The 17,691-nt window shown below is 43.6% G+C and carries 24 protein-coding genes and 1 riboswitch; of the genes, 8 read left to right on the top strand and 16 right to left on the bottom strand.

What is annotated here, in order from left to right:
* Positions 1-25: 25 nt before the first annotated feature.
* Positions 26-141, bottom strand: a riboswitch (SAM riboswitch).
* Positions 142-298: 157 nt separating this feature from the next.
* Both QM454_RS06970 and QM454_RS06965 read left to right on the top strand, forming a co-directional pair.
* Positions 299-583 carry a hypothetical protein gene (locus tag QM454_RS06970; protein WP_432363233.1) on the top strand — a complete coding sequence of 95 codons (285 nt, stop codon included), beginning with the start codon at positions 299-301 and terminating at the stop codon, positions 581-583.
* Positions 584-645: 62 nt separating this feature from the next.
* A complete protein-coding gene (locus tag QM454_RS06965) occupies positions 646-1,284 on the top strand; it encodes a glycerol-3-phosphate acyltransferase (protein WP_432363231.1) in 639 nt (212 codons plus the stop codon).
* Positions 1,285-1,319: 35 nt separating this feature from the next.
* Here QM454_RS06965 and QM454_RS06960 read toward each other — a convergent pair whose 3' ends face one another.
* From QM454_RS06960 to QM454_RS06930, 7 genes are all read right to left on the bottom strand, one after another.
* On the bottom strand, positions 1,320-2,093 hold the full coding sequence (locus tag QM454_RS06960; RefSeq protein ID WP_432363229.1) for a sulfite exporter TauE/SafE family protein: 774 nt from the start codon (positions 2,091-2,093) through the stop codon (positions 1,320-1,322).
* A gap of 109 nt (positions 2,094-2,202) precedes the next feature.
* On the bottom strand, positions 2,203-2,430 hold the full coding sequence (locus QM454_RS06955; protein WP_432363228.1) for a sulfurtransferase TusA family protein: 228 nt from the start codon (positions 2,428-2,430) through the stop codon (positions 2,203-2,205).
* Positions 2,431-2,462: 32 nt separating this feature from the next.
* On the bottom strand, positions 2,463-3,590 hold the full coding sequence (locus tag QM454_RS06950; protein ID WP_432363226.1) for an MBL fold metallo-hydrolase: 1,128 nt from the start codon (positions 3,588-3,590) through the stop codon (positions 2,463-2,465).
* Between the two features lie 35 nt (positions 3,591-3,625).
* The gene (locus QM454_RS06945; RefSeq protein ID WP_432363224.1) at positions 3,626-4,192 is read right to left on the bottom strand and encodes a sulfurtransferase TusA family protein; all 567 of its coding nucleotides are present in this window, start codon (positions 4,190-4,192) and stop codon (positions 3,626-3,628) included.
* A 47-nt stretch (positions 4,193-4,239) separates the two neighbouring features.
* Entirely contained in the window at positions 4,240-4,536 is a 297-nt protein-coding gene (locus QM454_RS06940; protein WP_432363222.1) for a rhodanese-like domain-containing protein, read from the bottom strand.
* A gap of 16 nt (positions 4,537-4,552) precedes the next feature.
* Positions 4,553-5,032, bottom strand: coding sequence for a DsrE/DsrF/DrsH-like family protein (locus QM454_RS06935; RefSeq protein ID WP_432363220.1), 480 nt, complete (start codon positions 5,030-5,032; stop codon positions 4,553-4,555).
* A 66-nt stretch (positions 5,033-5,098) separates the two neighbouring features.
* A complete protein-coding gene (locus QM454_RS06930; RefSeq protein ID WP_432363218.1) occupies positions 5,099-5,362 on the bottom strand; it encodes a metal-sensitive transcriptional regulator in 264 nt (87 codons plus the stop codon).
* 240 nt (positions 5,363-5,602) lie between these two features.
* Here QM454_RS06930 and QM454_RS06925 point away from each other — a divergent pair, with 240 nt between their 5' ends.
* Entirely contained in the window at positions 5,603-5,833 is a 231-nt protein-coding gene (locus QM454_RS06925) for a DUF2187 family protein (protein WP_432363216.1), read from the top strand.
* 75 nt (positions 5,834-5,908) lie between these two features.
* Here QM454_RS06925 and QM454_RS06920 read toward each other — a convergent pair whose 3' ends face one another.
* Positions 5,909-6,550, bottom strand: coding sequence for an HD domain-containing protein (locus tag QM454_RS06920; RefSeq protein WP_432363892.1), 642 nt, complete (start codon positions 6,548-6,550; stop codon positions 5,909-5,911).
* 117 nt (positions 6,551-6,667) lie between these two features.
* Positions 6,668-7,663 carry a YeiH family protein gene (locus QM454_RS06915; protein ID WP_432363214.1) on the bottom strand — a complete coding sequence of 332 codons (996 nt, stop codon included), beginning with the start codon at positions 7,661-7,663 and terminating at the stop codon, positions 6,668-6,670.
* A 153-nt stretch (positions 7,664-7,816) separates the two neighbouring features.
* Between QM454_RS06915 and QM454_RS06910 the strand changes: the two genes are divergently transcribed.
* From QM454_RS06910 to QM454_RS06895, 4 genes are read left to right on the top strand one after another with little or no spacing between them, the layout of a single operon-like run.
* Positions 7,817-8,476, top strand: a complete 660-nt coding sequence (locus QM454_RS06910; RefSeq protein ID WP_432363212.1) for a lysoplasmalogenase — start codon at positions 7,817-7,819, stop codon at positions 8,474-8,476.
* 37 nt (positions 8,477-8,513) lie between these two features.
* Positions 8,514-9,740: a peptidase T gene (gene pepT, locus QM454_RS06905; protein WP_432363210.1), complete on the top strand. Its 1,227-nt coding sequence runs from the start codon at positions 8,514-8,516 to the stop codon at positions 9,738-9,740.
* Positions 9,741-9,756: 16 nt separating this feature from the next.
* Positions 9,757-10,743, top strand: a complete 987-nt coding sequence (locus QM454_RS06900) for a DMT family transporter (protein WP_432363208.1) — start codon at positions 9,757-9,759, stop codon at positions 10,741-10,743.
* Positions 10,744-10,746: 3 nt separating this feature from the next.
* Complete coding sequence (locus QM454_RS06895; protein WP_432363207.1) at positions 10,747-10,947, top strand: hypothetical protein; 201 nt, start codon at positions 10,747-10,749, stop codon at positions 10,945-10,947.
* A gap of 71 nt (positions 10,948-11,018) precedes the next feature.
* Here QM454_RS06895 and QM454_RS06890 read toward each other — a convergent pair whose 3' ends face one another.
* Genes QM454_RS06890 through QM454_RS06880 form a run of 3 tightly spaced genes read right to left on the bottom strand, consistent with a single transcriptional unit; the run spans position 11,019 to position 13,745 of the window.
* Positions 11,019-12,134, bottom strand: a complete 1,116-nt coding sequence (locus tag QM454_RS06890; protein WP_432363205.1) for an ABC transporter substrate-binding protein — start codon at positions 12,132-12,134, stop codon at positions 11,019-11,021.
* Positions 12,131-12,919 carry an ABC transporter ATP-binding protein gene (locus QM454_RS06885; RefSeq protein WP_432363203.1) on the bottom strand — a complete coding sequence of 263 codons (789 nt, stop codon included), beginning with the start codon at positions 12,917-12,919 and terminating at the stop codon, positions 12,131-12,133. Before QM454_RS06885 ends, QM454_RS06890 begins: the two co-directional genes overlap by 4 nt.
* 4 nt (positions 12,920-12,923) lie before the next feature.
* Positions 12,924-13,745, bottom strand: a complete 822-nt coding sequence (locus QM454_RS06880) for an ABC transporter permease (protein WP_432363201.1) — start codon at positions 13,743-13,745, stop codon at positions 12,924-12,926.
* A 110-nt stretch (positions 13,746-13,855) separates the two neighbouring features.
* Between QM454_RS06880 and QM454_RS06875 the strand changes: the two genes are divergently transcribed.
* Complete coding sequence (locus QM454_RS06875; protein WP_432363199.1) at positions 13,856-14,215, top strand: hypothetical protein; 360 nt, start codon at positions 13,856-13,858, stop codon at positions 14,213-14,215.
* 55 nt (positions 14,216-14,270) lie between these two features.
* Here QM454_RS06875 and QM454_RS06870 read toward each other — a convergent pair whose 3' ends face one another.
* The 4 genes from QM454_RS06870 to QM454_RS06855 form a co-directional block, all read right to left on the bottom strand.
* Complete coding sequence (locus tag QM454_RS06870) at positions 14,271-14,624, bottom strand: rhodanese-like domain-containing protein (RefSeq protein ID WP_432363197.1); 354 nt, start codon at positions 14,622-14,624, stop codon at positions 14,271-14,273.
* 254 nt (positions 14,625-14,878) lie between these two features.
* Complete coding sequence (locus QM454_RS06865) at positions 14,879-15,469, bottom strand: hypothetical protein (protein WP_432363195.1); 591 nt, start codon at positions 15,467-15,469, stop codon at positions 14,879-14,881.
* A complete protein-coding gene (locus tag QM454_RS06860) occupies positions 15,450-15,959 on the bottom strand; it encodes an RNA polymerase sigma factor (RefSeq protein ID WP_432363194.1) in 510 nt (169 codons plus the stop codon). Before QM454_RS06860 ends, QM454_RS06865 begins: the two co-directional genes overlap by 20 nt.
* A 415-nt stretch (positions 15,960-16,374) precedes the next feature.
* The gene (locus QM454_RS06855) at positions 16,375-17,646 is read right to left on the bottom strand and encodes an acetyl-CoA hydrolase/transferase family protein (RefSeq protein ID WP_432363192.1); all 1,272 of its coding nucleotides are present in this window, start codon (positions 17,644-17,646) and stop codon (positions 16,375-16,377) included.
* Positions 17,647-17,691: the final 45 nt, after the last annotated feature.

Here is a 17,691-nt window from a genome sequence, read left to right as displayed (position 1 = left end):
AGGGTTACGCTTTCGCTTATTCCTCCTCTTATCTTTCAGTCCGTTTGCACGAATCTGTAGGAAGTAGCACCTTTGCAAGTTCGTCACTTGCTGGTTGCCGGGCATCGCAGGGCCTAGTCCCTCCGCCGCTCTTGATAAGAGTTTGGTTATTCAGTTTTTCATCTTGTTGAACAGTATAGGACGTACAATTTTGAAAGTCAAGAGGTTAAATGTAAATTTTTCTGAAACTTGCGCTTTGTTGTTTATTTTACGATAATTTTAATAGCTAGTCAGGTGGCTTGGAGCGAGGAGGCTTTCTTTGGGCGTGAGAGTGACTTCTTTGGACGAGGGAGAGGCTGCTTTGGGCGCGAGGCTGCTAGATTTGGACACGGAATCGCTTGCTTTGGACGCACGGCCACTAGCTTTGGGCGCAGGAGCGCCTTCTTTGGACGCGAGACCGACTACTTTGGACGCGCAACCGCTTGTTTTGAGCGCGAAACTGCTTACTTTGAGCGCGGGAGCAGATGTTTTGAGCGCGAAGCTGCTTACTTTGAGCGCGGGGCTGCTTACTTTGAGCGCGGGGCCGCTTTCTTTGGGCGCGTAGCAACTCGCTTTGAGCGCGGAGTCAATTGTTTTGGACATAGACGTGTAAACGGAGGAAGTCATATGACATTATGGATATTAAGCATTATAATTTTAGGCTATTTAATCGGTTGCCTGCACGGATCGACAGTCGCACGCTGGATTTCGGGGGTTAATTTAAAAGAGACTGGGGTAAAAAACGCCGGAGCGTCGAACGCAATGATTGTTCTCGGGAAACGGTATGGTGCGCTCGTTGCCTTGATTGATATCGGCAAAGGGGTGTTCGCGGTTATCGCTGTCAGGTTGATTGCCGGACATTTCGGTTTGCCTGCGGAATCCATCACATTGTTATTATTTATCGTCGGAGCAGCTGTCATTTTCGGTCATAACTTTCCATTCCATATGAAGTTCCATGGAGGGAAAGGCACCGCTACTGTAATCGGGGTGTTATTCGCTATCGATTGGCGATTCGGACTTGCCGGGTTCATCCTATTCATTGTTGTGGCACTTCTATCGGACATTCTTGTTTTTGGCGTTATCATGCTTTATATTACCCTTTTAGCAATGGCGGTCTGGATGGATGGCATTTGGTCGATCCTCGTCGCCGCCTTACTATTTCTAATGGCAATTTGGAAGCATATTGAAAACCTCAATCGAATCCGCAAAGGGAGCGAGCCACGGATTCGTGCGTCATTCAAGAAAAAACAGAAGCACTCGGAATGAGGCTTCTGTTTTTTTCATTGTCATGAAATTTATAATCAAAAATCCATCCAAATCTTCACAGCCGTTCCTAATATCAACACCGCCAATATGCCTTGCAATACTTTCGTATTCATCTTCTGCCCCGCTTTTGCTCCTAGTGGTGCTGCGATGATACTTGCTACAATCATGACAGCGGCTGGCCCGTAAAGCACTTGGTCCGTCACAATTTTTCCGACAGTTGAGCCGATTGAAGAAATAAATGTGATGGCGAGCGACGTCGCAATCGTCATCCTTGTCGGGATTTTCAAGACGACGAGCATAATCGGAACTAAAATGAATGCCCCTGCTGCTCCAACGATACCTGCAGCGACGCCGACGATGAACGCGAGTACAGCCGCGAGCCATTTATTGAATTTCACTTGATCCGCTGGAATATCATCCAGCCCTTTTTTCGGAATGAACATCATGATGGCCGCAATCGTTGCGAGAACTCCGTATACGAGGTTAATGCTTCCTTCTGAAATTAAATTGGAGCCGTAGCCCCCGATAAAGCTGCCGACCAAAATTGCACTACCCATGTAGATAATTAGCGTTTTATTGAGATAGCCGCTTTTCCGGTACGCCCATACACCGGAAATCGTTGCGAAAAACACTTGAATCGCGCTTATTCCGGAAACTTCATGTGCTGAAAATGCGGCAAGTCCGAGCAACGGCGGAATGTATAGCAGCATCGGATATTTTATAATTGATCCGCCAATTCCGACCATACCGGAAATGTATGACCCAACAAACCCGATAAGGAAAATGGTGATGAGAAATGCCATATCCATAAATTTCAACCTCCTTTATTCAAAATCGCAGGTCGCCTCCTGAGGGGCAACCAGAGCTAGACGTATAATCAAGAAAAGGGCACCTACACAGATACCCCCTCCCCTACAATCAACCTTTTTTAATCCAAAACATGAAGACTCCTGCATCTTCTTTTTGGTCGACCATTTCATGTCCGCTCGATTTTGCCCATGCTGTCATATCGGCTACTGAGCCTTTATCAGTTGCTAGGATTTCCAGGATTTCTCCTGTCCCCATTTCCTTCATCATTTTTCGTGCGCGTACAACTGGCATTGGGCATGCCAACCCTTTTGCGTCCAATACTTTTGCCACGTTCATTTATCATCTTCTCCTTTTAAATAAATTCTTTATTACCTTACTGCACAACGATTCGGTCCGATTTCCATTTCACGTTGCGTTTCTTCGTCAGGCGTGATTTTACCCATATTCGTTTGTCGGATTTCTTGGTACGCGTTCGGCTGAGGTGGCAAATTGCCTGTCACTAATTGACGGAATTCCTGTTCATCCTCGATGTTCAACCCGTGGTTTTCAGCAAACAATTTTCCTAGCTTCTCAGATACACTTCCGTCGTCATTCAGCTCTTCCATAATCATGAAGTGAGCAGGAAGAACGAGTAGATCCTCCGCCAGTTCGCGGTAACGGCTATACAATGTTTCGCGTAAATCGCCGACCCAGTCCTCTGCTAATCCTGCGAGATCCGGACGCCCGATCGAATCGACGAATAAAATGTCTCCTGACAATAAATAAGCGTCGTCGACAATAAATGACGTTGAGCCAATTGTATGGCCTGGTGAATAAAGTGCCTGAATATCAATTTTCGACGTGCCTACTGGTATGACACGACCATCTTCTAATGGTTCGTAAGCGAACACGACTTCCGTTGCATCTTTCGGCGGCAACCAATACGTTCCATTCACCGCTTCTGCAATTTTACGTCCACCGGAAATGTGATCTGCGTGCAAATGTGTATCGAGCACATTTGTAATCTTCACGTCCAATTGATTAGCGAATTCAATGAAGACATCTGTCATTCTCGTTGCATCGACAATCGCTGCTTCCCCGTTCGACACAATCATGTAAGAGAGGCACCCTTTTCCGATTCGGACGAATTGATAAACCGCGCCACCATCTTTCAAGTCGCCTACTTTCACAGGCTCCAAATGTTCACTCCACGCCTTCATGCCGCCTTCTAAGTAGTACGCTTCACGTCCAGCTTCCGCGAGCATTTCTGCGACAAAAATCGAAGAACCTTCCTTCGCACAGACGACAACAACGTCTTGATTTGTCGGGATTTGATCGAGAATTTCTTCCACGCCATCTAATAGTTCGAAATAAGGAATATTTAAATGTTGAACGTTTTCCCCTTCTATTTTCCAATCTGCAAACGCATCTTCATTGCGGACATCTAAAATAAAGAGATTTTCTTTTTTAATTACTTTTTTAGCGATTTCGCTAGCTGTCATTCGTGTAACTGTCATTCTCAATTTCCTCCTGTCTAGTTTCAAATTTATTATTAAACGGACTTTTCAATAGGCCCGTTCCATTCACTCATGCCGGGTACGACATTTTTCACGTCTTTGAATCCTGCAGCCGCTAGTTTTTGCGCTGCCATATCGCTCCGGTTCCCTGTTCGACAAACAATGTAAATGGATGCTTCTTTATCCAAACTGTCTAGTGAATTGTCAATGTCCCCAAGGGGAAGAGATTGTGAGCCCGGTATATGACCGAAAGCGTATTCTGCAACTTCACGTACATCGAGTACGATAATTTCTGCACGATTTGAGAGCACGGATTCCAATTCCTCATTGGAAACGACATGAGGATAGCTCAATTCCTCTTTTTCCTCACCTTCGGATTTCCTCAAGTAATGTGTAAGCGTTCCTTCTTTTTCAGTTGTTCCTAAATATTGATGGCCTGCACTTTCCGCCCAAGCTTTTAGGTCGGCTGTAGAACCTTTATCCGTCGCCTGAACTTCCATAACACTTCCTTGTTCCAACTCTTTCATCGCTTTTCTCGTTTTGACGATCGGCATTGGACATGCCAAGCCTTTCGCGTCCACTATAAGATCCGCTTTTATCATTTCGTCACTCCTAATGCCCGTAGGGGTATATTTGTATGCACAAAAAATTACTCAGTCGGGCCTTCCCAATCCAACATGCCACCCGCCATATTTACGGCTTTATATCCGTAGCTATCCAAAAGTTTCGTCGCCATTCCGCTGCGGCCGCCCGAACGGCACACCATCGTGTACTCAGTTCCTTTAGTTAATTCGTTCATACGGAACTCTAACAAGCCAAGTGGAATATGAATGGCACCAGGGATTTTTCCTGCTGTGACCTCATCCACCTCACGGACATCAATCAAATGCAACGGTTGCCCCGCGGATAATTTCTGTTCAATTTCTTTCGCTGTCACTTCATTCATGTCAATTCCTCCTTTTTTAGATAAATAAATTCACGTGGCCGTCTTGCGCATCAGCTAAATAAGCAGCTACTCCTGCATAATCAATGTCATCGAGTAATTCATCTTGATGAAGACCTAACAAATCCATCGTCATCGTACATGCGACAAGTTTAATGTCTTGTTCTTGAGCTAAGTCAATTAATTGAGGAAGCGTCATTGCATTATGCTTTTTTATGACATGCTTAATCATTTTAGGGCCCATTCCTGCCATATTCATTTTTGAAATGCCCAATTTATCAGCACCGCGCGGCATCATTTTGCCGAACGTTTTTTCAAGGAATCCTTTTTTCACTGGAACATGTGTCTCTTTACGAAGTGCATTCAATCCCCAAAATGTATGGAAGATCGTCACTTCATGGTCATAAGCGGCGGCTCCATTTGCAATAATATACGCGGCCATCGCTTTATCATAATCTCCACTAAACAGAACAATCGTCGTTTTTTTCGTTTCAGACAATTTCTATCATCCCTTCTTCATTACCCCTGGGGGTATAATATACTTACAAAAGAAAAGAGTCAACTGTTAACGACTCTTAACTAAAAGATTTACTGCTTCTTTTACAATCTCCTCTTGAGACATCGGGTTATTTTCATCAACATTCTGCATGCATGAAATAATATTTGAACTGACAATAACGCCAATTGTACGGTCGATCGCTGAACGGGATGCAGACAATTGTGTAACGACTTCTTTGCATTCTTTTCCTTCTTCGATCATCCGTAAAATTCCTTTTATTTGTCCTTCAATTCTTTTTAGGCGATTCACGACTTTATCATCATATTGCAATTCGTTCAGCTCCTTTATAGTAATTCTAAATTGATTGTATACCCCTCTAGGTATAATGTCAAGCATTTGCTTGCAGTCGATTCAGGATTCTGCAAAGTTAGACAATTTGTGCTATACTACTAGTAGACAACTTAATAGAAAGTGGTTTCAACTAGTTGTTTTCCATCATGATTCGATTGCTTAGGGCATGCCCAAGCAATCTTTTTCATTATGAATGATGATGAGAATGAACAAGGAGGAGTGATTCGATTGGCTTTCCCACGTAGAGAAAGACCTGTTTCTGATTTTGTCGCAGCACGTTATATCGATGAGGAGATTTCATTCGTTCGCAACGACCATGAAGTGAACGGGACGATTCATAAGATCCTTGAGAACTCGGTCATCGTTAAAATTTCGGAGGATGATGCCGAGCGTATTGGCGCTGCATCCAACCTTACTGTTGTTTCCCATAAGAACTATTCTGTAGATTAATTTCATAAAAAAGAGGGCATTTCCACCTAGGAGTGCCCTTTTTCTTATGTTTAAGCACAGTTTTATGTATGTCTATCAATTTTTACATTCTTCAATTATCCGCATGGCAATGCCCTTTAACTCTCCATGTTCAGTGAAACGTTCGCTGAGCATATCCGTAAGAATATGTTCTAGGAAGTATTTTACACAGTTCATATCTTGAAATAACAGTATCGTCCTTAATGCTTCTTCGTATATCTCTATAAACAACGGCTCAGGATTATCCTTTTGAATTTCGCCAAATGCTTCATAAAGCAAATCAATTTTATCAGCAACAGATAAAATGCGCCCCTCTACTGTTTCATCTTTACCTTCTTTAAATCGCTCCAAGTAAATATCTTGAAACTCAGATGGAAGTTCCTTTTCTACAAACTTTCTTGTCATTTCTTCCTCTACTTCACTGAATAGTTGTTTCAACTCTTTCGAAGCATATTTTACAGGTGTCTTTATATCCCCTGTAAAAAGTTCCGCATAGTCATGGTTCAATGCCTTTTCATATAAGGTTCTCCAATCCACTTTCTGTCCAGACATTTCTTCGACCGTTCCAAGAAATTGGGCAATTTTTGTCACCTTAAATGAATGACTCGCGACGGAATGCTGCTGATATTTGAATTTTCCTGGACAACGAATAATTTGTTCTAAGTCCGATAAGCTTTTAAAATATTGATGTACACCCATCCTATTCATCACCTTTCTATAGTAAGCGTTATCCATACTTTCCCTCTTTTCATCTAAATTATGCATGAAAGAGATGAAAGGCGCCTTTTCCTATTCTAGAAAAAGACGCCATTTATTTCATAGTATAAAATACACTAAAACAGACAAGCAGACTGATGTGATAGTCACCGCAATCAACGGTCTCATCGCACGTTCACGCAAGTCTTTCAAGCTGACGTTCAAGCCGAGTCCGACCATTGCAGCCGTCAATAGCCACGTCGTCGCGGTGCTGATTCCTGCCATTACGTTGTCAGATACCGGAATCGATCGGCCTAGCACATAGCTTCCGAATAAACTCATCGCAATGAACCCGACAAGGAACCAAGGGAATTCGATTTTGTTCTGCCCTTCTTCTCCGCCTTTGCTTTTGCGCTTCATGAAATAAATGAAGATAAAGCATAACGGCACTAATAAAAATACCCTGCCGAGCTTCGCAAGCAGTGCAATTGCGAGTGCATCTTCACCCGCAGGAGCCGCTGCAATTGCAACATGGGCCAATTCGTGAAGGCTCATGCCTGACCAGATGCCGTACTCGATTGGGAGCAATGGCACAATCGGTCGCAATACTGTATAGCCGATTGCAAACACAGTGCCGAGCATTGCGATGATGCCGACGCCGATTGCAGTATCTTCATCCTTCGCCTTGATGATCGGCGCAACCGCCGCAATGGCTGCAGCTCCGCATACCCCCGTCCCTACCCCAAGCAGCATGGAAATGCTTTTATCAGCCTTCAGCCACTTGGCAAGGAGGACCATCAGCCCGATGGCAAATGCAATGACGAGAACATCGCGCGCCAGCAAGCCCAACCCATCGCGGAAAACGACATCAATGTTTAATTTCAAACCGTATAAAATAATCGCTAGCCGAAGCAGCTTCTTCGATGAAAAAGTGATTCCTTCACGAAGCACTTCCGGGTATCCGAATAATTGCCGATACGCCACAGCAATAATAATAGCGCTTGCCAATTGTCCGATATGATCGAAGCCGGGTACTTTCGCTAATAAAAATCCTAGTAATGCAATAAAAAATGTAAAGGCGATGCCTGCAACCCACATGCTTTTCTTTTCATTCATATGTACACCTCCTCTTGTAAGAGTAATACGCGGTTTGTCTTCTGTAAATTAAATAAAATCCTTCCAAAGGAAAAAGTTATTGATATCACTCAATTAGAAGGAAATCCTCTCCCATTTATCGAATTGAAAAGAAAGAGAGGAGCTGTTGAAGCAGTGAGAAATATCGTATTGACAGCTTTCATTATAATGGGCGCCATTTATATTTTTTTCATTCCACCTGATCCGATTGGCTTTAAGATTTTCATGAAGCTTATTCCGATGGTGCTTATTATCATGTTTGCTGCGATGACGCCACCACTCGTATCACAGAATTATAAAAGAGTCATCATTGCAGGATTATTCGTCTGCATGATTGCGGACGGGGTTATTTATTGGTTCATGGCCGGTCTTATTACCTTTTTCATTGGACATCTATTTTACATTTTCGCTTTTACATCTGCTAGCCGAAAACGTGTACCGATTTGGGCGGCTATCCCGCTCGTGTTTTATGGTGCCACAATGGCCATATGGATTGCCGGTTCACAATTCGCTGTCGGCGAGTCGATTCTCGGTGTAGCAATCATTGCATATATTGCCGTCATTTTGACGATGGGATGGATGGCGATTCGGACAGGACTGAGACTTGCCATCACTGGTGCCCTATTATTCATGTTCTCAGATTCCGTGCTCGCCATCGACCGATTTGTCGTTGAAATCCCTTTTCGGGACGCCTTTGTCATGGTGACGTATTATGCTGCTCAAGTGTTCATTGCTGCAAGCATCGGCAGCCGTGTCGTCAAGTATTCCGTGAATCGAAACAATCTGATAAGATAAGAGAAAGAACGCTTTTCATTAACTGGAGGTATTTGGAATGAAAGAAAAACTGATCGAACGCCTGACACGCTATGCAAAAATCGATACACAATCGGATGCAAATAGCTCGTCCACCCCATCGACACCGGGACAATGGGATTTGTTGCACGTACTTGAAAAAGAACTTGCTGAAATTGGCATGGAAGAAATCTCTTTAGATGAAAACGGCTATCTATTCGCCACTCTCCCTGCCAACACGGATAAGGACGTACCGACAATCGGCTTTTTAGCGCACGTCGATACGGCGACGGACTACACAGGCAAAAACGTTAATCCACAACGGGTCGACAATTACGACGGCAATGACATTCAATTGAATGCGCAGACGGTCATGTCCGTTGAAACATTCCCTGAACTGAAAAATTATGTCGGCCACACGCTCATTACGACGGACGGTACGACGTTGCTAGGTGCTGATAATAAAGCCGGGATTGCTGAAATTATGACGGCGATGGAATATTTGATTCAAAACCCTGAAATTAAACACGGTAAACTGCGTGTTGCCTTCACGCCGGATGAAGAGATCGGCCGCGGACCACATAAATTCGACGTAGAGGCATTCGGTGCAAAATACGCGTATACGATGGACGGCGGACCGCTTGGCGAATTGCAATATGAAAGCTTCAATGCAGCAGGAGCGAAAGTGATGTTCCACGGTACGAATGTGCACCCGGGATCCGCTAAAAATAAAATGGTGAACTCAATTTTAATTGCAAATGAATTCCAAGCAGCGATGCCCGCAAATGAAATTCCACAAGAAACAGATGGCTATGAAGGGTTCATCCACTTAATGGACGTGAGTGGTTCAGTCGAGAAAACCGAGTTGCATTATATTATCCGGTACTTCGATCGTGAGACATTTGAAGCACGTAAGCAATTGTTTGTCGATACGGTTGCGCAATTGAAAAAAGAGCACGGCGACCATGCAGTCGAGCTTGATCTCAACGACCAATATTTTAATATGGGTGAAAAAATCGAGCCGGTCATGGAAATTGTCGATATTATTTCCGACGCATTCAAAGCGCTCGACATCGAGCCGGATATCGTACCGGTGCGCGGTGGTACGGACGGATCGCAGCTTTCTTATATGGGTATGCCGACACCGAATATTTTCACGGGCGGCGAGAATTACCATGGTAAATACGAATATATTTCCGTCGACAATATGGAAAAAGCGACGAATGTTATTATTGAGGCTGTGAAGCTTTTCGAACAACGCGCATAAGGGGGAGGCGGTCACTGTGAAAGCCATTTGGATTGGGGTCCTGTCATCATTATTTTTCGCGGTGACATTCGTTTTGAACAGATCAATGGAAATTTCGGGAGGCAGCTGGTTATGGAGCGCCTCCCTCCGTTATTTTTTCATGGTCCCTTTTTTGATTGCCATCGTGGCGTATCGGAAAGGACTACGTGATACAGGCAAGGCAATGGCAGCGAATCCCCTACCCTTTTTCACTTGGAGCGTCGTTGCGTTCGTACTCTTTTATGCGCCCCTCACTTTTTCCGCCGCATATAGCCCTGGGTGGCTGCTTGCTGGGACATGGCAATTGACGATTGTGGCAGGTGTTTTATTGGCACCCTTCTTCTTGATTGTCGTGAAGACCGGGGATAGCGAAAGAAAGGTTCGACAACGGATCCCGTTGATTTCATTAGCCATTTCATTAATCATCTTGGTTGGTGTCGTCCTTATTCAAATTCCGAATGCGAACAATGTCGATACACGCACTTTATTGCTGGGCATTCTTCCCGTCATTGTAGCGGCATTTGCTTACCCGTTAGGAAATCGGAAAATGATGGATTTATTGCAAGGAAGGCTTGATACATTCCAGAGGGTCCTTGCGATGACGTTGATGACCATTCCGGTTTGGATTGGATTTGCTGTTTACGCGACGGTGACGGTCGGTTTGCCGTCTAGTAATCAAGTAATACAGTCGTTAATTGTTGCGGTCAGTTCAGGCGTCATTGCGACTACGCTCTTTTTTATGGCGACCGACCTTGTCCAACATGACCAAGGCAAGCTTGCTGCGGTGGAAGCGACCCAATCGACCGAGCTAATTTTCGCGATGATTGGTGAAATGCTCATCTTACATATCGCCTTGCCTGGTCCGCTATCGCTCGTAGGGATTTTGGTGATTGTGATCGGTATGGGATTGCATAGTTATCAGACGTCTGTTGCGAAGAAAAAAATGCCCGTTATATCGGAACGGGTTCAGGATGGGTGTAATTAAAAAATGATGATAGCAAGTTTTCTTTTAACAGGTTGGATTTTAAGTTGGTTTGGTTTTGAAAAATTGTTTATTCAGTCACTCAAAGAGCTTTTCAACAAAGATATTACGGTTGCCAGCTATTATTTTATATTTTTCTGTATCGGTGCAATTGGTGACTTTGTTTTATTTTTTAATGGGGATTATCTACATTATTTATTCAACTAACAGGCACGATTATGGAGTCGAACATAAAAAAAAGCTCAGAACTAACTCTGAGCTTTTTATATTATTTCCTTTTATTCATAAACCCCAATAATCTCCACTGCTTTTTCTGCTAATGACGTATCTACGGCTTTGTCAAAATCAATATCGCCTAAAATAGCACCGTTTGCTTTATACGTATCGTATTGCTTTTTAATATCATCGACGAACATTTTCCCGTTCGGATCAAGCCCAGTGACGAAAACTCTATCCCATAAGCTATGATCTTTCAACGCTGTATGCTTCACCATAATATCGACAATCTCTTCCTTACCTACCCCTTTAAAAAACGCGTCGTTGTAATCTCGCACGCCCTTCAAATAAGCGGCCATGAAGCGGAGCGAAATCTCTTCCTCACCCATGAATTTTGGTGAAGCAAGAACCATAGCGATTTGCGATTCAGGCGCATAATCAGTCGTATCCCCGAAACGAACGTGGAAACCGTTGGCGATTCCTTGTGCAATAAGCGGTTCGATATTGAGCGCAACGTCAATTGTTCCTGCGTCAATCGCGCCAAGCATTGCACCAAAATCCGCAATATGGACATATTCGACATCTTCCTCAGTCAATCCCGCATGCTTTAACATTTCCTCGTAAATATATCCATCAATCGAGTTTCTCGAAGACACAGCTATCTTTTTTCCGCGCATATCGGCGTAGTCTTTTATTTCATCAACCATATGATTGCCGATGACAAACGAGAAGTACGATCTCCCCGGCATATTATGCCCTTTGTCAGCAATAATTCGGACGTCAATCCCTTGAGCGATGGCATTGAAAAATGATGCGGTCGATACGCCGCCTGCAATGTCGACTTCACCAGCAGCAAGCGCTGGCAGCATGTCGTCACTATTAGCAAAATCCGCAAAATCGACTTCGATATTATAGTCTTCAAAATACCCTTTTTCCTTCGCAATATAGAATCCCGCACCAGAAGCCGCACCGTCTTCGGCGATCAATATCTTCACCCGTTTGTCGAGTGGCGACAAATCACCGGATGGCGACTCCACAACTGAATTGTCTGGCGGTGTATCCACTTTCGTTTGCGGAGCGGGCTCTTTTTTAGCACATGCTCCAGCAAGTAAGAGCATGGCAGCCAATATTATCATCCAACCATATTTGAACCCTTTCACCTTTTCTCCCCATTTCATCTATTCTCTTTCCTTGACCGTTGTACTTCATCTTGTAAATGCTTCCAAATATCGACAAACTGCTCCGCGAGCTTCGGATCTTTCCGAATATCCTCCATTGTTCTTGGGCGCGGCGTGTCGATCCTAATTTGCTGGATGATCTTACCGGGTTGCGCACTCATTAATAGAATCCGATCACTTAGCAATAACGCTTCATCGATACTATGTGTAATGAAAATGACAGTTTTACTCGTTTCCGACCAAATGGATAGCAATTCTTCTTGTAGGATGAATTTATTCTGTTCATCTAATGCTGCAAACGGTTCATCCATGAGCAGAATTTCCGGATCATTCGCGAACGCACGTGCAATGCTTACCCGTTGTTTCATCCCCCCTGAAAGTTCTTTCGGATAAAGATGGGCAAACCGGTCAAGTCCCGTCTTTTGTAAGTAATAATCCGTTCGCTCCTGAATGACATCCTTCGGCAATTTTCGCATCTTCAATCCGAAGGAGACATTCTCCTTTACAGTGAGCCAAGGAATCACGCCCCTTTCCTGAAATACCATCGATTGGAGAGGGCGCCCTTCCTGATCTGAACGGATTTCAAATTCACCGACACTCGGATGTTCAAGCCCTGCGAGTATGCGCAATAACGTCGTTTTGCCACACCCGCTCGGGCCTACAATGCAGACAAATTCCCCTTCACCGATTGAAAGGGAAATATCGTCGAGAGCTGTTACGCTCGATTGTTTTTTGTAAAACGCCTTCGTCAAATTCCTAATTTCGATTTTCGCTTTCTTTCTCATCCAATCACCTCCAAGGCAACAACTTTTTCTGAAGACCGCGAAGCATCAAGGAAAAGAGATAGCCGAAAAATGAAATGAGGATGAGTCCTACGTACATTTCCTTTAGTAGGAATGCTTTATACGACGTCCAAATCAAATACCCGATTCCTGAAGTCGCCCCCATCATTTCCGCAGCAACAATCGTGAGCAACGCAATTGCCTGCCCCATCTGAATCCCTTCCAACATGACCGGTAATGCACCAGGTAAAGCAATTTTGAAAAAGAACTGCATTTTACCGGCGCCATAATTATTTGCAACGTCCAAATAAATTCGATCGATGTTCAAAACGCCAGCCGCTGTATTAATAACGACCGGGAAAAATACGCTACCCGCAATCGTTACAACTTTCGACAAATCACCAATTCCAAATAGAATGATGATAATCGGCAGCAACGCAAGCGTCGGGATCGGCATAAGCGCCATGACGATTGGCTGAACGAAATGCCGGATCGGTGAATAAAGCCCCATAAGCAAACCGATGACTACTCCAGGAATAACACCTGCTAGAAACCCAGCAAAAATCCGGTACAACGAAACCCCGATATGGTCGGCCATCACCCCACTCGCAATCATTTTTCCAAATGTGCCTAAAATGGCGGATGGCGGTGGGAAAAACCGGATATCTATTATCCCCGTCCTTGACATCACTTCCCACAACAGTAAAAGGAAGATGGGCGAAGCGATTGTCAATAGTTGCTTATACCGTTCTTTCGATTGTCTCTGTTTCCATTCCCGCTGTTCGACCTCATACGGATCACGTACACTAGTCGCCTGATTTTTTTCCAACGTTCACCACCTCTTCATAACAATAATATGTGTACGCCTATGGGTTTGGTTGGGCAAATGGAGCGGTTTTTAGCGAATGGGCACGGTTTCTAGGGGTGTGGGGGGCGGCTTTGAGCGCGGAATGGTCGACTTTGAGCGTGGGGCGGCGGGCTTTGAGCGTGGAGACGACGACTTTGAGCGCGGGGCGGCGGACTTTGAGCGTGGAGCAAGTGACTTTGAGCGCGGGGCGGCTGGCTTTGAGCGTGGAGCCAGCGACTTTGAGCGCAGGACGGCGGGCTTTGAGCGTGGAGCCAGCGACTTTGAGCGCGGGACGGCTTACTTTGGACGCGGGGCGGGCGACTTTGGACGCGGGAGAGCTTGCTTTGGACGCGGAGCTGGCGACTTTGGACGCGGGAGAGCTTGCTTTGGACGCAGAGCCGGCGACTTTGGACGCGGGAGAGCTTGCTTTGGACGCGGACGGCAAGCTTTGAGCACAAAAAAACACCGGCCGCGATTTCAACAGCCGATGCTTTCGAATTTATTTACTTATCCGCGCCATGCGCTCATTCCGCCTCTGACGTTAGTAACATTTGTGAAGCCTGACTTTTTCAGAATGCCCGCTGCTTGTGAGCTGCGCATACCACTTTGGCAAATGACGACAATTTCTTTATTCTTATCAAGCTTGTCTAACTTAGACTTCAATATATTCAAAGGGACATTTTTAAATTCATGGATATGTCGACCTTTATATTCCGCTGGTGTGCGGACGTCGATAAATTGCTTCGTTTTATCTTTTAACATTGGTTTTAATTCGTCGGTCGATATCGATTTTACGCCTTTTGACGGCATCATGCGCCACGCGAAAAATGCGACGATTGCTAGTATAATAATCCATTCCATTGGTGTTCACTCCTTCGTCATGTATACCCCTTTTGGTATTTGATTTGCAAATTCAATATACCATACGGGGTATGTAAAGTGCAACAAGTAAGTTTATCACCGACTGTGACGAATTTATCACCGCCTAACTACACTTCAACTTAAAATTAATGCCTAAATTAAAAACGCTCATTTCTGAGCGTTTTTTTGCTGTAGTTTATTACCTAATTTGAACTAATCTACCCTATGGGAAGTGCTGAATTTTCTGGAGTCAGTTAATCCAAATATAAACTAGTTGAATATTTAATCCCGTCTTCACCTATATATTTTCTTGGTGCAACTTTGTTTAAGGTATACGTGAATTCTGTCTCTCCTTTTACTTTAATCGTATAGGCATCCTTGCTCTTTAATACACTGTATTTTTCATACTCTCCAGGAATTAGTTTCGTATCAGTAATTGTATAATGCTTCTTAAAATCTTCTTCGGTAAAATCAGTACCAAGTGTAGCACCATTGAATGTATCGTAGATAAAAAGCGTTCCTTCATAGAAATAGAGACTGTAATGTGTAGGACTATTAAAGCTTGTTTGTTGAAAAAAAACTCCGTCCCAGTCTGATGTAACGTTATTTTTGTTACCTTGCAAAACGTTATCGTTAATTAGAAAGAAGGCACCAGAGATGATAGATAGTAAAAGGATAAAGGTAACAACAGTCGGTATCCACGTTTGGATCCTAACCTTTTTTCTATAGCCCTTCTCTTGAAAGATATTACGATGAGCCCTTTCTTTTTGTGCGCGTGATGGTTTAAACTTCTGACTTAGATTCTCCAATTCTTTTGTTATACGATCATCGGATAAGTGTTTCACTTGTAATCCCTCCCTTTTCTAATTCTTTTTTAAATGCAGTTAGCGCTCTCGACAAACTCATTTTTACTTTTCCTTCTGACCAAGATAAGATGGAAGATACGTCTTTCGTAGATAATCCCTGAATTTTTCTTAATATAATAACCTGCTGATAGTTTTTCTTTAATCGAAAGAGCGCCTCGTAAAAATGTTTCTCTTGCAAATTAAGCAAAACAGTCTCTTCCGCTGATGGTTGAGAATTTGAGTGGCTGCTCAAATCGAAATAATAAGTTACAGGATTTTTCTTTCTGAAGTAACTCATCGTTGTCGTATATGCAATCCTAAAGATCCATGTTTGTACTGAAGAATCTCCTCTGAACTTATGTGCATTCTTAACAACTTTTATAAATGTTTCTTGCGTTAAATCTTCGGCAGTCTGGCGGTCTCCAACCTGTAACAAGATGTAACTGTAAATTGTATCGAAATAATCATTAAACCACTCTTTGGTAGACATCATTTTCACCTCTCTTTATTACTTAGACGCAATATATCCGAATCGGTAACGGTTTGAAGACTTTTAAAGGGCAAGTTACTAAACAAATCACACAAATGGAACTCCCTATGTCTGTTCACTTTTAGCGTTATTAAATTTTTGAATTAAACCTTCAGTAAATATAATTTTAGCCTGCTTCTTTAGTTGAACAAGAAAAAAGAGCCGTGTAATAGCAAGTGTTTTAACAATGGAATTAACCAAGGGCACATAAATTTATGTGCCCATTGTGGTGCCAGTTCGTCTATATTAAGCAACTAAATGTTGATGCAACAACAAAAACAGGGACACTAATTCATATGCGAATTGTGTCCCCGAACACTGTGACTTTTATTGTTTTCTCCCCGTCAACCGAACCCGTTAATATACGGCTCCTCCCCTACTTTATCAATCCAAATTCTTTAGCTTCCTGCCGTAATTCTTCTCTGAACTTCGGATGGGCGATGCTAATTAACGCTTCTGCCCGCTCGGATAGCGACTTGCCATGCAATCTAGCAATTCCGTACTCCGTCACGATGTTATCTACGTAGTTTTTCGTCGTCGTTACGACAGAGCCTGGGGATAGGTGCAATTTGATTCTCGAAATCGTGTCATTCTTCGCTGTCGAATGCATGCACACATATCCTTTACCGTATTTAGATAGTCGGACTCCCTTTGCAAAATCGGCTTGCCCGCCAGTTGAAGAGTAATAACGTCCCGCCACCGTTTCGGATGCGCATTGCCCATATAAATCGACTTCTGTAGTCGCATTAATCGACACCATATGATCCTCTTTTGCAATTTCGTATGCATCATTGACGACACGTACCGGCTGAAACTCTACAGAAGGGTTGTTGTTAAGAAAATCATACAATCGTTGCGAACCAAAAGCGAACGTCGTAACAATTTTTCCTTTACGGGTCGATTTTCTCATCCCGTCCACTGCACCAGCTTCAACTAGATCGACAATGCCATCCGTCAGCATCTCCGTATGAATGCCTAAATGCCTGCGGTCTTTGAGCATCTTCATGACGGCATTCGGTATAGCACCAATGCCGATTTGTAACGTATCGCCATCTTGTATATCATCCGAAATATACGCTGCGATTTTCTCATCCTTTTCCGTAATAACCGGCGACACTTCTTCCGTTAAAGGCATATCATTCTCAATGAAACCAGCGATTTGACTAATATGGATTTGATTCGCCCCGAACGTGCGTGGCATATGCTTATTCACTTCTAACACAAACGGTACTTCACCGATAAAATCGGCTGCATAATCCGCATTCGTCCCTAGCGAAAAGTAGCCATGCTCGTCCATCGGCGAAGCAGCTGCCATGACGATCGGATTTTTTGTCGTTTTTTTCAACAATGGATACATTTCCTGAAATACATTCGGAATTAATTCTACATGGCCTGCCCAATAGGCTTTCCTCGTCGCACCGCTTAAAAAGTACGAAACATGTGAAAGATGGCCTTTCATTTTACCGTTTATATAATCACGTTCACGCAGTGCCAACAGTTGATGCACTTTAACGTTATCCAATTTCTCATAATGCGCCTCCAGCAAATCCAACAAACCGTGTGGCTCGCTATTTGCCAAAGGAATGATAATATCCATATCTTTATCAAGTAACCCAATGAACTCTGAAGGATTCAGACGTTTTGTCATATGTCACACTTCCCTGATGTTGTTTTTATTCAGTATATTACAGAC

Origin of the sequence: Sporosarcina sp. UB5 (assembly GCF_050859005.1) — a bacterium.
Classification (GTDB): domain Bacteria; phylum Bacillota; class Bacilli; order Bacillales_A; family Planococcaceae; genus Sporosarcina.
Note: the sequence above shows the minus strand (reverse complement) of the source record. Positions and strands in the feature narration are given on the sequence as shown.

Coding starts and splice junctions, on each gene's coding strand:
- QM454_RS06965 (WP_432363231.1), top strand. CDS start 646: ATGACATTATGGATATTAAGCATTATAATTTTAGGCTATTTAATCGGT.
- QM454_RS06960 (WP_432363229.1), bottom strand. CDS start 2,093: ATGGATATGGCATTTCTCATCACCATTTTCCTTATCGGGTTTGTTGGG.
- QM454_RS06955 (WP_432363228.1), bottom strand. CDS start 2,430: ATGAACGTGGCAAAAGTATTGGACGCAAAAGGGTTGGCATGCCCAATG.
- QM454_RS06950 (WP_432363226.1), bottom strand. CDS start 3,590: ATGACAGTTACACGAATGACAGCTAGCGAAATCGCTAAAAAAGTAATT.
- QM454_RS06945 (WP_432363224.1), bottom strand. CDS start 4,192: ATGATAAAAGCGGATCTTATAGTGGACGCGAAAGGCTTGGCATGTCCA.
- QM454_RS06940 (WP_432363222.1), bottom strand. CDS start 4,536: ATGAATGAAGTGACAGCGAAAGAAATTGAACAGAAATTATCCGCGGGG.
- QM454_RS06920 (WP_432363892.1), bottom strand. CDS start 6,550: ATGGGTGTACATCAATATTTTAAAAGCTTATCGGACTTAGAACAAATT.
- QM454_RS06915 (WP_432363214.1), bottom strand. CDS start 7,663: ATGAATGAAAAGAAAAGCATGTGGGTTGCAGGCATCGCCTTTACATTT.
- pepT (WP_432363210.1), top strand. CDS start 8,514: ATGAAAGAAAAACTGATCGAACGCCTGACACGCTATGCAAAAATCGAT.
- QM454_RS06895 (WP_432363207.1), top strand. CDS start 10,747: ATGATGATAGCAAGTTTTCTTTTAACAGGTTGGATTTTAAGTTGGTTT.
- QM454_RS06890 (WP_432363205.1), bottom strand. CDS start 12,134: ATGAAATGGGGAGAAAAGGTGAAAGGGTTCAAATATGGTTGGATGATA.
- QM454_RS06885 (WP_432363203.1), bottom strand. CDS start 12,919: ATGAGAAAGAAAGCGAAAATCGAAATTAGGAATTTGACGAAGGCGTTT.
- QM454_RS06870 (WP_432363197.1), bottom strand. CDS start 14,624: ATGGAATGGATTATTATACTAGCAATCGTCGCATTTTTCGCGTGGCGC.
- QM454_RS06860 (WP_432363194.1), bottom strand. CDS start 15,959: ATGTCTACCAAAGAGTGGTTTAATGATTATTTCGATACAATTTACAGT.
- QM454_RS06855 (WP_432363192.1), bottom strand. CDS start 17,646: ATGACAAAACGTCTGAATCCTTCAGAGTTCATTGGGTTACTTGATAAA.